The organism is Mesorhizobium sp. M1066, from assembly GCF_040318635.1.
In the GTDB taxonomy this organism is placed as follows: domain Bacteria; phylum Pseudomonadota; class Alphaproteobacteria; order Rhizobiales; family Rhizobiaceae; genus Mesorhizobium.
In genome coordinates this window covers 209,327-222,535 of sequence record NZ_JAMYMR010000006.1, presented here as the reverse complement: position 1 = coordinate 222,535, position 13,209 = coordinate 209,327, and the positions used below count along the sequence as shown (strand labels likewise).

12 protein-coding genes are annotated in these 13,209 nt (G+C 64.0%); 5 read left to right on the top strand and 7 right to left on the bottom strand.

Annotation, left to right across the window (positions count from 1 at the left end; genetic code table 11):
- Positions 1 to 61 precede the first annotated feature (61 nt).
- Positions 62 to 307: an antitoxin gene (locus NKH52_RS12135; protein ID WP_352730096.1), complete on the top strand. Its 246-nt coding sequence runs from the start codon at positions 62 to 64 to the stop codon at positions 305 to 307.
- On the top strand, positions 304 to 690 hold the full coding sequence (locus NKH52_RS12130) for a type II toxin-antitoxin system VapC family toxin (RefSeq protein WP_352730094.1): 387 nt from the start codon (positions 304 to 306) through the stop codon (positions 688 to 690). The genes NKH52_RS12135 and NKH52_RS12130 overlap by 4 nt, the downstream gene beginning before the upstream one ends.
- A gap of 4 nt (positions 691 to 694) precedes the next feature.
- Here the strand turns inward: NKH52_RS12130 and NKH52_RS12125 are convergent, their stop codons facing one another.
- Positions 695 to 1,642: a cation diffusion facilitator family transporter gene (locus NKH52_RS12125; RefSeq protein WP_352730093.1), complete on the bottom strand. Its 948-nt coding sequence runs from the start codon at positions 1,640 to 1,642 to the stop codon at positions 695 to 697.
- Between the two features lie 5 nt (positions 1,643 to 1,647).
- Positions 1,648 to 3,837, bottom strand: a complete 2,190-nt coding sequence (locus NKH52_RS12120) for an anthranilate synthase (RefSeq protein WP_352730091.1) — start codon at positions 3,835 to 3,837, stop codon at positions 1,648 to 1,650.
- Between the two features lie 316 nt (positions 3,838 to 4,153).
- Here NKH52_RS12120 and NKH52_RS12115 point away from each other — a divergent pair, with 316 nt between their 5' ends.
- A complete protein-coding gene (locus NKH52_RS12115) occupies positions 4,154 to 4,924 on the top strand; it encodes an isocitrate lyase/PEP mutase family protein (RefSeq protein ID WP_352730089.1) in 771 nt (256 codons plus the stop codon).
- Positions 4,925 to 5,197: 273 nt separating this feature from the next.
- Here the strand turns inward: NKH52_RS12115 and NKH52_RS12110 are convergent, their stop codons facing one another.
- From NKH52_RS12110 to NKH52_RS12100, 3 genes are all read right to left on the bottom strand, one after another.
- Entirely contained in the window at positions 5,198 to 6,253 is a 1,056-nt protein-coding gene (locus NKH52_RS12110) for a succinylglutamate desuccinylase/aspartoacylase family protein (RefSeq protein WP_352730087.1), read from the bottom strand.
- An 87-nt stretch (positions 6,254 to 6,340) separates the two neighbouring features.
- Positions 6,341 to 7,513 (bottom strand): MFS transporter, encoded by a 1,173-nt coding sequence (locus NKH52_RS12105; RefSeq protein WP_352553386.1) that lies wholly within the window; start codon positions 7,511 to 7,513, stop codon positions 6,341 to 6,343.
- Between the two features lie 170 nt (positions 7,514 to 7,683).
- Positions 7,684 to 10,050 (bottom strand): membrane-bound PQQ-dependent dehydrogenase, glucose/quinate/shikimate family, encoded by a 2,367-nt coding sequence (locus tag NKH52_RS12100; protein WP_352730085.1) that lies wholly within the window; start codon positions 10,048 to 10,050, stop codon positions 7,684 to 7,686.
- A 160-nt stretch (positions 10,051 to 10,210) separates the two neighbouring features.
- Here NKH52_RS12100 and NKH52_RS12095 point away from each other — a divergent pair, with 160 nt between their 5' ends.
- A complete protein-coding gene (locus NKH52_RS12095) occupies positions 10,211 to 10,654 on the top strand; it encodes a MarR family winged helix-turn-helix transcriptional regulator (protein WP_352730083.1) in 444 nt (147 codons plus the stop codon).
- Positions 10,655 to 10,674: 20 nt separating this feature from the next.
- Here the strand turns inward: NKH52_RS12095 and NKH52_RS12090 are convergent, their stop codons facing one another.
- Together NKH52_RS12090 and NKH52_RS12085 are read right to left on the bottom strand one after the other, a co-directional pair.
- Positions 10,675 to 12,051, bottom strand: a complete 1,377-nt coding sequence (locus tag NKH52_RS12090; protein ID WP_352730081.1) for an FAD-containing oxidoreductase — start codon at positions 12,049 to 12,051, stop codon at positions 10,675 to 10,677.
- Positions 12,048 to 12,509: a membrane protein gene (locus NKH52_RS12085; RefSeq protein ID WP_023809876.1), complete on the bottom strand. Its 462-nt coding sequence runs from the start codon at positions 12,507 to 12,509 to the stop codon at positions 12,048 to 12,050. The genes NKH52_RS12090 and NKH52_RS12085 overlap by 4 nt, the downstream gene beginning before the upstream one ends.
- Before the next feature lie 142 nt (positions 12,510 to 12,651).
- On the opposite strand from NKH52_RS12085, the gene NKH52_RS12080 reads away from it, so the two are divergent.
- Entirely contained in the window at positions 12,652 to 13,209 is a 558-nt protein-coding gene (locus NKH52_RS12080) for a sugar O-acetyltransferase (protein ID WP_352730079.1), read from the top strand.

Below are 13,209 nucleotides of genomic sequence, written 5' to 3'. Positions count from 1 at the left end.
GACTTGTCTACGTCGTCATGAGGGGATATATCTTTGCTATATCTCGTTTGAGGATAGCACGATGGAAAAAGCAAAAGTATTCTGGTCGGGGAGGTCACAAGCTGTACGCCTGCCCAAGGAATTCCGTTTCGAAACAGACGAGGTTTCGATCCGCCGTCACGGACAGACCGTCATCCTGGAGCCGCTTGCACAGGATTGGGCGTGGCTCGACCAAGTGATCGGACCACTTGATAACGATTTCGTCGAGGGAGCGCTAGAACGTCAGGACGGCCAGGATCGACCCGCCTTGGATGACGTCTTCAAGTGATCTACCTGCTCGACACCAATGCCGTTATCGCGGTCATCAAGGGCGATGAGGGTCTGCTGGCGCTACTCAAACAGCGCACGCCGCAGGACTTTGCCCTCTCGGCAATAGTGGTGCACGAATTGTACTATGGTGCTGAAAAGAGCCAGCGAAGGCCCGAAAATTTGGCGCGCATCGAAGCGCTGCTGTTCCCAGTGCTCGAATTTGACCGGGAAGACGCGAGACATGCCGGCGAGATTCGGGCAATGCTTGCGACGTTGGGAACTCCGATCGGTCCCTACGATGCGTTGATCGGCGGGCAAGCGCGCGCTCGGAACCTCACACTGATGACCCGCAATGTCCGGGAATTCGAGCGCATCAAAGATCTCTCAATCGAGACGTGGTGAGGTATCACGCAAACGGCACGGCCGTCGTGCCCTTGGGGAGCTTGGCCTCGTCGTCGGGCTCGACATGGATGGTGACGCGCACCGAGGGGATTTCGGCCTTCAGCGCGTCCTCTATCCGGTCGCAGATGACATGGCTGGCGCCGACCGACATGTCGGCATCGACGACCAGGTGAAACTCGATGAAGGTGGCGCGGCCGGCGATGCGCGTCTTGAGGTCGTGAACCTCGAGCGCGCCCTTGCAATTGGCCGAGATGACGTCGCGGATGCGCATGTGCTCCTGCGTATCGACTGCGCGGTCCATCAGGCCGTTCATCGACGAGCCGATGACATGCCAGCCCTGCCACAGGATGTTCAGCGCCACGAGAACGGCAAGCGCCGGGTCGAGAATCTGCCAGCCGGTCAGGATCGCTCCGACCAGGCCGCCGAAGACGCCGATCGAGGTGACCACGTCGGTCATGATGTGGTTGCCGTCGGCAACCAGCGCCGGTGACTTCTCCGCCCTGCCGGCGCGGATCAACGTCCAGGCCCAGAAGGCGTTGATGACTGTAGCGACGCCGTTGACGGCAAGACCTTCCCAGGGCTGTTGGAGCGGTGCCGGGGTCTGCCAGTGGCGCCAGACCTCGTTGAGGATCAAAAGGGCGGCGAGCACGATCAGCACGCCTTCCAGCACCGCCGAGAAATACTCGGCCTTGTGATGGCCGAAAGGGTGGTCCTGGTCGGCCGGCTTGTGGCTGACCTGGATCGCCCAGAAGGCTGCAACCGAGGCAATGACGTTGACGATCGATTCCAAGGCGTCCGAGTAGAGCGCCACGGAGCCGGTGACGTACCAGGCGGCAGCCTTCAGCGCGAGCACGACAAAAGCGACGATAATCGACCAGAAGGCGAGATTGGCGATTTTGCGCTTCGCGGCCGCCTTGGCCGCGATCGCCATCGTGTTCTCGGCTTCGGCCATGATCGTCAGGCGGCCTTTTCCTTGGCCTTGCGGGGCAGGTGGGCGACGATGTTCTCGATGATGCGCATGCCGGCATTGTGGCCGAGCGTCATGATCGATTCCGGGTGAAACTGTACCGCGGCGATCGGCTCCTTGCGGTGTTCGAAGGCCATGATGATGCCGTCCTCGGTCTCGGCCGTGACGATGAAATCGTCGGGCAAGCGCACCGGGTCGGCGAAGATCGAGTGGTAGCGGCCGACGGTGACTTCCTTGGGCAGGCCCGAGAAGATGATGCCGGGCTTGGAGACGCGGATGCGCGACGGCTTGCCGTGCATCGGTATGTGCAGCTGCCGCAGTTCACCGCCATAGGCCTCGGCCAATGCCTGCAGGCCGAGGCAGACGCCGAAGATCGGCAGTTCGCGGGCGCGCGCCTTCTTGATGGTTGCGGCGCAATCGAAGTCCTTCGGCGTGCCGGGGCCGGGCGACAGCACGACGAGATCGGGTTTCAGCCGGTCGAAGACTTCCTCCGGCACTGGCGAGCGAACGGTCGAGACGTTGGCGCCGGTCTGGCGAAAATAATTGGCCAGCGTGTGGACGAAACTATCCTCGTGGTCGACCAGCAGGATGTTGACGCCGTCGCCGACGCGCGCGGTGGTGCGCTCGGTGCTGGCGGAATTGCCTGTCTTGGCGTCGCGGATGGCGGAGAGCATGGCGGATGCCTTCAGTTCGGTTTCGGCTTCTTCTTCCTCGGGAATGCTGTCGAACAGCAATGTGGCTCCGGCGCGCACTTCGGCAATGCCGTCCTTGATACGGATGGTGCGCAGGGTGAGGCCGGTGTTCATGTCGCCGTTGAAATTGACCATGCCGATCGCGCCGCCATACCAGGCGCGCGGGCTTTTCTCGTTCTGCTCGATGAAGCGCATGGCCCACAATTTCGGGGCGCCGGTCACGGTGACCGCCCAGGCGTGCGACAGGAAGGCATCGAAAGCATCCATGCCTTCGCGCAGCCGGCCTTCGATGTGGTCGACCGTGTGGATCAGACGCGAATACATTTCGATCTGCCGGCGGCCGATGACGCGCACCGAACCCGGCTCGCAGACCCGCGATTTGTCGTTGCGGTCGACGTCCGAGCACATGGTCAGCTCGGATTCGTCCTTCTTCGAGTTGAGCAGTTTCAGGATCTGCTCGGAGTCCGAAATGGCATCGTCGCCGCGCTTGATGGTGCCCGAGATCGGGCAGGTCTCGACGCGGCGGCCGTTGACGCGCACGAACATTTCCGGCGAGGCCCCGATCAGATATTCGCCTTCGCCCAGATTGATGAAGAAGGAATAGGGCGAGGGGTTGATTGCCTTCAGCTTGCGCGAAATCTCGGATGGCTGCGTTTCGCAGCGCTCGTAGAACATCTGGCCGGGCACGACCTCGAACAGGTCGCCGCGCTTGAACGAATCCATCGCCTTGCGCACCAGATCGGCGTATTCGCCGGGTTCATGATCGCCGCGCGGCGGGATGCGGTCGGGGCTCTTGAACGGCTCGGCGATTTCGTCGCGCGGCAGCCCTTCAGTCGAAAAACCCTCGCCGGCATAGTCATAGCGGTCAGTCCAGGCCTTGGCCGAATAATGGTCGACGACCAGGATCTCGTCGGGCAGGAAAAGCACCAGGTCGCGCTGACTCTCTTTGCGCTCGAGAGTGTGTTCGACCGGATCGAACTGGAAGGCGAGGTCGTAGCCGAAGGCGCCGTAGAGACCAAGATTGGCGTCTTCCTCGGTCTTGAACAGAGCGGTGATGGCGCGCAGTACGGTGAAGACTGAAGGGACGCGGCTGCGCTCCTCCTCGGTGAAGACACGGCCGGGCTTGGCGACATCGAGGCGGATGAGTGTCTTCGACGTCTCGGCGATGGTGACATCCGCCTGGCTGGCGAGCGCCTTGCCGATGACCGGCAGCAGCGCCTCGCCACGGCGGTTCAGCGCCTCGATGCGCATGGCACGGCCGCGCGCCGAGACGACCAGCGGCGGATCGATGATAGCGGTGTCCCAGCGCGTGTAGCGGCCGGGATATTCATAATTGGAGGAAAACACCGCACCGCGGCGCGAATTCAGGCCGTCGACATAGGCGTCAATCGCACCTGCATAGGGCCGGTCGTGGCGCGCGCGCGTGATGGTTATGCCACCCGCGGTCACGAAACTTTCCGCGCCGTTTTCCAGAACCTTCATCGTCATTGCCGTCTCCATCAGCTTCTTGGGCAACGGACCCGGGAATGGCTTGGAAAAAACAAATGGCCGCCCGGACTTTCCGTTGCGGCCACCCTCTCTTTTCACGCGCACGTGTTCGAACAGGCCGCTGTCAGCAGGCCCACCACCAAATGGTCTTGATCGAACGCATGTTCATGGCGAAATCCATAGCCGCGAAAAACCGGATGCGCAACTGATTTGAAAAGCCTGCGGTGGCTGTCGCTTCTGCGCCTCATGGTACATCGCCAGAGCCGGCTATGGCGCGTAGAATGTTCATCAACAGCAGGAAGACGAGAAAACAATCATGACCGAGCAGATCGAGCGTGCGCGGACGTTCCATTCCCTCCACGTCAAGGGAAACCCGATCGTTCTCTACAACGTCTGGGATCCGGGTTCGGCCAAGATCGTCGAGAAAGCGGGCGCCAAGGCGATCGCCACCGGAAGCTGGCCGGTGGCGGCCGCCTTCGGCTATGCCGATGGCGAGAAAATCCCGCTGGAGCTGGCGCTCGACAACATCAAGCGCATCGTCACTGCCGTCGACCTGCCGGTGACCATGGACCTCGAGGGCGGCTACGGCGTCGACCCGGAAATTGTTGCTCGCACGGTAACGTCGGCGCTGCAGGCCGGCGCTGTTGGGTTCAATTTCGAAGACCAGGTTGTCGGTGGCAGCGGCCTGCACGACATCGCTGTTCAGGTAAAACGCATCGAAGCCGCGGCGGCGGCCGTTAAGGAATCGGGTATACCGGCTTTTCTCAACGCCCGGACCGACATCTTTCTCAAGGCGAAGCCGGATGCGCATGACAAGGCGCTGCTCGATCAGGCGATCGAACGGGCGCAGGCCTATGAAAAGGCCGGAGCGAGCGGCTTTTTCGCGCCGGGTCTTGGCGATGAGGACCTGATCGAGACGCTTTGCAAGGCAATCGCGTTGCCGGTCAATATCATCGCGCTGGCGCATGTGCCGCCGCGTCAGCGACTGGCGGAACTGGGTGTCGCCCGCATCAGCCACGGCCCGGTGCCTTACCGGCAGATGGCCGAATGGCTGGAGGCGAAGGCTAGGCAGGCCATTTCGGGCTAGGCGGTGATGCTGCATGCAACGGGTTTGGGATTGGCCGAAGCCTCGCAACTTCGTCATCCACGGGCGGAGCAGGAGCGAAGCGACGTCGCGGAGACCCGAGGATCCATGCCGCGACCTCAGTTGAAGGGCGCAGCGGAACAGAATTCTGAACGTAGCGACGCTTTGAAGTCGCGGCATGGATTCTAGGGTCTGCGCCGCGTCGCTTCGCTCCTTGCTTCGCCCTAGAATGACGAAGCTATTGAGTGCTTCGGCAAACTACGAGGCAAAGCTTTCTCAATCTTCCAGCGTCCCCGACCGGGCGTCGGTGCTCTTCCTGTCGCCGACCAGCTTCAAGAGATCCTCGCCGGCGCGGATGATGCGGCGCGAGCGGCGGGTCAGGATGATGCCATCCTGCGGCGCAAACACTTCGGTGCGGCCATCGGTTTCACCCGGTGCATGGACGATGGTGGCTAGGCGCGCGCCCTTGGCGACGCGGTCGCCGGGTTTCACGTCGTAGAGCACGGCACCCGCCCGAGACGCCGGCATCATGTCGATGTTCTCCAATGGCGCCACGACGCCGGTGAAGGGGCCAGGTGCAGGCAGGGCGCTATCGGCGATCACGCCGCGTGCCGCCAGCAGCCGGTAGAGCCCGTCGGCGTCAGAGGCGGCAAGGGCGCCGTCGACATCGAGGATGCCGCGATATTCGACCGTGGTGGCGACGCGGCGGTCGAGCTTGGCTACATCAGCTGGGACATTCTGGTAGGGCATGATCGAGGCGCCCTCGAAGGTGCCGTCGGTGTCCTCGCTCCATAGCACGACCGCGTCGACGCCCATGGCCGCGGCGCAATCGGCCATATCAGGCCACAGGCTGGTGTGGACGTAGAGATAGGCGAGGCCCTCGTCATCGCAGTGCAGGTCGAGCACGATGTCATGGCCGAGCGACAGCTGCACCAGCCGCGTCTTCAGCCGCTGGTCGACGCTGCCAAGGGTGGTGTCGGGCAAGAGCGCTGTGTCGGGCGCGGCGAGCAGTGGAAAGCCGCGGTTGAAATTGGTGCGCGTGCCCAGATGGAAGCGGCCCTGATGCTCGCCGAAATGATATTGCGCCCGGCCGACAGGGTTGGCCCAGGGCACGACGGTGAGGTTGCCCTTGATGCGGCCTTCGGCCTCCGCCCTGGCAAGCATCGGCATCAGCGCGTCGATGGCGACGACGCCCGGCAACTCACCGGCATGGAGCGCCGCCTGCAGATAGGCCGAAGGAGCAGCCTTGTCGAAACCAGTGAAGCGGAACAGCGGGAATTCGTAGGAAACCCCTTCGCTTTCGCCGGCGATGCGCTCGATCGATTTCTGCATGACTTCCTCCATCAAGAACCAGAAGACATGCGATTTGAAAGCGCCTATGTCGATTGGTCCAGCCCGCCGCGCTATGGGCGCAAGAGGCTATTCAGCCGGAAGCGGGATGACCGGCGCGCGCCGGTCCAGCGCCTGCGACAGCACGGCGACGGTGACCGCCAACAAAGCGAGTGCTGCGCCGACCAGCGGCAAATTGGCATAGGAAACACCGGCGGAAAGGGCCACGCCGCCGATCCAGGCGCCGCTGGCATTGCCGACATTGAAGGCGCCCTGGTTCAGCGTGGCGGCGAGGTTCGGTCCCTCGGAGGCCGCCTCGACGACCCGGATCTGCAGCGGCGGCACGACGACGAAGATGAGCAGGCCCCACAGGAAGACGATGCCGACGGCAACGCTGGCGATTGCGCCGAACTGCCTGAAGCCAACGAAAAGCAGGGCCATCAGCAGCAGCGTGCCGATCACTGTCGGCATCAGTTTCCAGTCGGCCAGTCTGCCGCCGATAATGTTGCCGATGGTCATGCCCGCGCCGAACAGCAGCAGAACCCACGTGACTGCGGAGGTCGACAAGCCCGATACCTCGGTGAGGTAGGGCTTGATGTAGGTGAAGACGGTGAACAGGCTTGCGGAAGTCAGCGCCGCGATCAGCATGGCCAGCCAGACCTGTAGCTTGCCCAGCACGCGCAGCTCGCCGCGTAGGCCGCCACCGCTTGGCTGGGCGACATCGGACGGCACCAGCCAGGCGATCGCTGCCACCGAGATCAGGCCGATACCGACCACGGCAACGAAGGTGGAGCGCCAGCCGAATGCTTCGCCAAGTGCGGTTCCGGCGGGAACACCCAGGATGTTGGACAGCGTCAGCCCGGCGAACATCAGCGCGATGGCGCTGGCGCGTTTGTTGCGCGGCACCAGGCTGGCGGCAACGACCGAGCCGATGCCGAAGAAGGCGCCATGGCCGAACGCGGTGAAAACGCGCGCGGCCATCAGCGTCCAGTAGTTGGGCGAGATGGCGCAAAACAGATTGCCGACGACGAACAGCACGGCCAGCCCGACCAGCACCGGCTTGCGCGGCAAATGCGCGGTGGCCATGGCGATGATCGGGGCGCCGAAGACGACACCCAGCGCATAGCCGGTGACCAGCAGACCCGCCGAAGGGATCGACACGCCGAGGTCGGCCGCGACCTCGGGCAGCAGGCCCATGATGACGAATTCGGTGGTGCCGATGCAGAAGGACGCAATGGCAAGCGCAAGGATCGGCAAGGGCATGGGGCGTCCAGACTGAATCGGTTCAAATTGAGACTGCGCGAGGAGCTATCCCGCGCGCAACACACATTGCTGCAACGCAGCAATGCAGAAACCGTAGATCAATGGAAAACGGAGCACTCAAGCGCCCCGTTCTGCTGATCATCCGTCGAGGAAGAACAAATCTTCCAGGATCATGGCGCCTTCGGCAAGGCATAAGCGACGATGTAGTCGCCGCGATCGGGTGACTGGCGCGCCCCTCCGGCCGAGACGACGACGAACTGACGGCCGCTTTCGGGCGAAGTGTAGGTGATCGGCGTCGCCTGCGCGCCGACCGGCAGGCGGCCCTTCCACAGCTCCTCGCCGGTGGCGACGTCGATGGCGCGCAGATAATAGTCCTGCGTGCCGGCATAGAAGACGAGACCGCCCGCCGTCGTCACCGGACCGCCGAGCGACGGCATGCCGACCGGGATCTGCAGGCCGGTCTTCATGCCAAGTGGGCCTGTATCCTGCAGCGTGCCGGCCGGAACCTGCCAGACGAGCTGGCGCGACTTCAGGTCGATGGCGCTGATCGTGCCATAGGGCGGCTGATGGCAGGGCACGCCCAAAGGCGACATGAAGCCGTTCTTGAGCGCACCATAGGGCGTGCCGAGCTGAGTGCCGAGACCATCATGCGCCGCCGAGGGTCCGTAATTGTCGGCCTCGGCGCGCGGCAGCAGGACTACGAATTGCGGCATGCGGATGTCGTTGACGACCAGGTAGCCATTGGCCTCGTCGATCGAGGCGCTGCCCCAGTTCATGCCGCCATAATAGCCGGGAAATTGCAGCGAGCGCGTCAAGCCGGGAGGTGTGAATTCGCCCTCGTAGCGCAGCTTCTTGAATCCGATACGGCAAAAGAGCTGGTCGAGCGGGGTGGCACCCCACATGCTTGCCTCGGTGAACGGCTTGTCGCCGATCGAAGGCATGCCGACCGAATAGGGCTGGGTCGGCGACAGGAAGTCCTCCTTGGCACCGCCGTCCTGTGGCACCGGCTTTTCCTGCACCTCGGCGATCGGCTTGCCGTCGCGGCGGTCGAGCATGAAGATCTGGCCGCGCTTGGTCACCTGGATCAGCGCCGGCACCTTGCCGCCCTTGCCGTCCGGCACATCATAGAGCGCCGGCTGCGAGGGAAGGTCGTAGTCCCAGAGGTCGTGATGCACGGTCTGGAACTTCCAGCGCTCGCGGCCGGTGGCGATGTCGAGCGCCACGACCGAAGCGGTGTAGTCTTCCGCCGCCTTGCTGCGTTCGGCGCCGAAGAAGTCCGGCGTGGCGTTGCCGGTCGGCAGATAGACGAGACCGAGCGCGTTGTCATAGCTCGGCGTCGACCAGACGTTGGGCGTGCCGCGCGTATAGCTCTGGCCTTCGGGCGGCAGCTTGGTGATATCAGGATTGCCGAGGTCCCATGCCCACATCAACTCGCCTGTCTTGGCGCTGAACGCACGAACGGCGCCGGAAGGCTCGCCAGTCTCGACATTGTCCCAGACCCAGCCGCCGATCATGATCAGATCGCGCATGACGGTCGGAGCCGAGGTCTGGAAATAGAAGCCGGGCTTGACCTCGCCCATGCCTTGCTTGAGGTCGACGGTGCCGCCCTGGCCGAAATCCGCGCAGGGTTGGCCGGTCCTGGCGTCGATCTCGATCAGCCGCGCGTCGATGGTGGTCATGACGATGCGCCCGGCGCAGGCAGCCGCGTTGACACCAGCCGCTGGCGCGGTGGCGTCGGCCGTGGGCTCGTAGTAGCTGACGCCACGGCAGCGCTGCCACAGCGGCGCCGAGGCTTTCGGGTCGAATTTCCAGCGCGGCTCGCCGGTCTCGGCGTTGAGCGCGTTGATGACATTTGTCGACGAGCAGGTGTAGACCGTGTCGCCGACCTGCAGCGGCGTGTTCTGGTCCTCGGCGCCCTTGACCGGGACATCGCCGGTGCGGAAGGTCCAGGCGACTTTCAAATCCTTGACATTGTCCCTGGTGATCTGGTCGATCGGCGCATAGCGCGTGCCGGCCGGCGTGCGGCCATAGTGGCGCCAGTCGGTGCTGGAGGCTGCCGCGGCCGGCGTCGGCGCTTCAGTGGCGGCGACCGTGTTGCGGATCACACCATGCGGCTGGAAGGCATAGGCGGCGGTGGCGATCAGGCCGATCACGAGAACACCGGCAAGGGCGAAGGGCCCCCGCTTGCTACTGCGCGATGACGGGAACAGCGGCGCCAGCAGAAGAGCGATCACGGCGAGCACTGCCGGGGCCACCAGTCTCGGCACCAGCGGCCAGAAATTGAGGCCGGCCTCCCAGAGTGCCCATGGAACCGTGGCGACGAAAATGAGAATGTACAGCCAGAAACCCGCGCGCCGACGCAAGGCAAAGAGGAAGCCGGAAACGATGATGCCGGCACCGGCGAGCGCGTAATACCAGGAGCCGCCGAGGCCGATAAGCTGGACGCCGCCATAGAGCAGCGGCAGGCCTATGACCATCAGCACCAGGCCGAAAAGAACGAGCAGCCAGACGCCGCCGGAGGTGTTGGTATCTGACATGTTGATCCTCACACTTGCCCGGATGGCGAGGTCTCGTGGTCGCGGTGGCCAGAAGGCCGTAGGGCGATCAATGGAGGCCGGCTTCCGGTTCGGCGACGGGGGCTTCGCCAGGGAAAAGAATTTATCGCATCCTAATAGATAGCATGTTATCTTTTTCGCCATGCCCAGGCAAGACCCGGATCGCGCCAGATTTGGCCAACTCGTTATATCAGTCGCGAGGCTGTGGCGGCGCGCAGCCGACAAGGCGTTGGACGACTGCGGCCTGTCGCACGCCACCGCCATGCCGCTGGTGATGCTGTCGCGGCTCGGCGACAATCTCCGCCAGGGCGTGCTTGCCGATCATCTCGGCTTCGAGGGGCCGTCGCTGGTCCGCATCGTCGACCTGCTGGTCGAAGAGGGTCTGGTGACGCGTGCCGAGGACGCCGCCGACAGGCGGGCGAAAATCCTGTCGCTGACCGATGCCGGGCGAAAGCGGGTGACCGAGATCGAGCGCCTGCTGTCGGTGCTGCGGGCCGATCTGCTCAAGGACGTTGGCGAGAGCGAATTGAAAGGGGCCGTGCTTTTGCTGAGCCGGCTGGAGACGAAATTGACCGGGCTCGGTTGATCGGGGCCGGAAGCTGGGTCTCAAGCCAGCGGCTTCAGTTCCTGGGCGATCGTGGGCAGCAGTTCCGAGACATTCGGGTGGATATGCACGGCACGCGCGAGCGTGTCGACGGGCGCCTTGGCGTACATCAGGTCGAGCACGCAATGGATAGCCTCGTCGCCGCCGGGGCCGAGCACCGAGCAGCCGAGGATCTCCCTCGTGTCAGCGTCGACCAGGATCTTCATGAAGCCCTGCGTCTCGCCTTTTTCGATAGCGCGGCCGACGCGGGTCATCGGCCGCTGGCCGACCAGCGCGCGACGGCCGGATTTCTTCACCGCGGCCTCGGTCATGCCGCAGCGGCCAAGTGGCGGGTCGATGTAGAGCGCATAGGCCTCGATACGGTCGCTGACCTTGCGCGGATCATTGTCCAGCAGGTTGGCGGCGACGATCTCGTAGTCGTTATAGGAGGTGTGGGTGAAGGCGCCCCTGCCGTTGCAGTCGCCCATCGCCCAGATGCCGGGCACGCTGCTGTGCAACTGGTCGTCTACAGAGACGAAGCCGCGCTTGTCGACCTCGACGCCGGCCTTTTCCAGGCCGAGGTCATCGGTGTTGGGCGTCCGCCCCAGAGCCAGCAGCACGTGCGATCCGACCGCCGGCGGTTTGCCGGCGGAGAAGGTCACGGCAATGTCCTGGCCCTGTCTGGCGAAAGCGATGTCGTCGGCGCCGAGATGGACCGTGATGCCTTCGTTTTCGAGGATCGACAGGATGGCGGCAGAGACGTCCTCGTCCTCGCGGCCGGTCAGGCGTGGGCTCTTTTCGATGACTGTGACCTCCGAGCCGAAGCGGCGGAACATCTGTGCGAATTCGAGCGAGATGTAACTGCCACCGACGACGATGAGATGGCGCGGCAGCACGTCGAGATTCATCATCGAGGAATTGGTCAGATAGTCGATGTCGTGGATGCCGGGCAGGTCTGGGACCGAGGCGCGGCCGCCGGTGTTGAGGAAGATATTTTCGGCGGTCAGCAGATCGTCGCCGACGCGCACCGTGTTGGCGGATTCGAAACGCGCATGGCCGCGATAGAGGGTGCATTTGTCCATGCCGGCAATCCAGGTCTCGAGATTGGTGCGAGCGTCGATCGTCACCTTGTCCTTGCGCGCCTTGATCCTGGCATAGTCGACTCCGACGGGGCCACTGAGCGTCACGCCGTAGTCGGCGGCGCGGCGCGCCAGATGCGCGGCATAGGCGCTGGCGACCATGGTCTTGGTCGGCATGCAGCCGGTGTTGACGCAAGTGCCGCCGACCAGCTTGCGCTCGATCAGTGCGACGCTCCTGCCGGCGGCCGTCAGCCGGCCGGCCAGCGGAGGGCCAGCCTGTCCGGCACCGATGATGATGGCGTCGAAGGTTTTCGTCGTCATGCCACCGCAGCCACGATCAGCAGACCGCCGATGATCGCCACCGCGTCCTCGATGAAGGCGGCGGGCGGATCCTTGCCGAAGGCGGCTGCGAGCCGGCCGCGAGCTTCAGCGCCGCCCAGCGTGCCGATGACAGCGCCGATGGCGCCGGCAATCAAGCCGCCGATGGTGGCACCGCCTGTCGCGCCGATCACCGCGCCGGTGAAGGCGCCCATGACGATGCGGGCGCCGAATTGCTGCGGCACTTTACGGCTCGGCGTCGACGGCAACTGGTCGGTGACCAGTTCGACGATGGCCAGGATGGTGAAGATGCCGACAGCCGCCCAGTGACTCATGAAGCTCGCCCAGGTGCCGGCAACCGGCAGCCAGCCGAGATAAGCGCCCCAGGCAACGGCAGCCGGCGCCGTCATGGCGCGAAGACCGGCAATGACGCCGATCAGCAGTGCGAGAATGTAGAGCATGGTCGATCCCCCTCGATGACCGGGCCAGGACGGCCTTTGAGACGGCAGGCTACCATAGGTCCAATATTTGACCAGTACTTGCATCGGCGCTTTTCTGTTGGCCGCACTTGTGCTTTGCAAGGACGTGAACTGGAGACGCGTCATGGTCGAAAGCGAGCGCGTGAAGATGGCGGCCGGCGAATGGTACACCTGCCTCGATGATGAGCTGGAGTCCTTGCGTGTTGTCGCGCGTGACGCGGTGTTCGAGCACAATTGCCTGCCGCCGCGGCAGCGCGGCAATCTCGGGCCGGGCTTGAAAACTTTGCTCGGCAACGCCGGTGAGGGCGCCCGCATCGAGGCGCCGTTCCACTGCGCCTATGGCTTCAACATCTTTCTCGGCGACGGCGTCTTTCTCAATGCCGGCTGCACCATCCTCGACACAGCGAGTGTGCGCATCGGCAAGGGAACGCTGCTCGGTCCCAATGTGCAGATCTATTGCGCCGAGCATCACAAGGAGGCCAGTGGGCGGCAAGCTGGACTGGAGATCGCCAAGCTAGTCGAGATCGGCGCCAATGCCTGGATCGGCGGCAGCGCAATCATCCTTGGCGGCGTCAGCATCGGTGAGGGCGCCATAGTCGGCGCCGGTGCGGTGGTGACGCGCGACGTGGCGGCGAACACCACGGTGCTCGGCAATCCGGCGCGGGCGATCAAGCGAGGCTGA

Excerpts from the sequence above, each read along its gene's own strand:
- NKH52_RS12135 (WP_352730096.1), top strand. The coding sequence starts at position 62 with ATGGAAAAAGCAAAAGTATTCTGGTCGGGGAGGTCACAAGCTGTACGC.
- NKH52_RS12125 (WP_352730093.1), bottom strand. The coding sequence starts at position 1,642 with ATGGCCGAAGCCGAGAACACGATGGCGATCGCGGCCAAGGCGGCCGCG.
- NKH52_RS12120 (WP_352730091.1), bottom strand. The coding sequence starts at position 3,837 with ATGACGATGAAGGTTCTGGAAAACGGCGCGGAAAGTTTCGTGACCGCG.
- NKH52_RS12115 (WP_352730089.1), top strand. The coding sequence starts at position 4,154 with ATGACCGAGCAGATCGAGCGTGCGCGGACGTTCCATTCCCTCCACGTC.
- NKH52_RS12110 (WP_352730087.1), bottom strand. The coding sequence starts at position 6,253 with ATGCAGAAATCGATCGAGCGCATCGCCGGCGAAAGCGAAGGGGTTTCC.
- NKH52_RS12105 (WP_352553386.1), bottom strand. The coding sequence starts at position 7,513 with ATGCCCTTGCCGATCCTTGCGCTTGCCATTGCGTCCTTCTGCATCGGC.
- NKH52_RS12100 (WP_352730085.1), bottom strand. The coding sequence starts at position 10,050 with ATGTCAGATACCAACACCTCCGGCGGCGTCTGGCTGCTCGTTCTTTTC.
- NKH52_RS12095 (WP_352730083.1), top strand. The coding sequence starts at position 10,211 with ATGCCCAGGCAAGACCCGGATCGCGCCAGATTTGGCCAACTCGTTATA.
- NKH52_RS12090 (WP_352730081.1), bottom strand. The coding sequence starts at position 12,051 with ATGACGACGAAAACCTTCGACGCCATCATCATCGGTGCCGGACAGGCT.
- NKH52_RS12085 (WP_023809876.1), bottom strand. The coding sequence starts at position 12,509 with ATGCTCTACATTCTCGCACTGCTGATCGGCGTCATTGCCGGTCTTCGC.
- NKH52_RS12080 (WP_352730079.1), top strand. The coding sequence starts at position 12,652 with ATGGTCGAAAGCGAGCGCGTGAAGATGGCGGCCGGCGAATGGTACACC.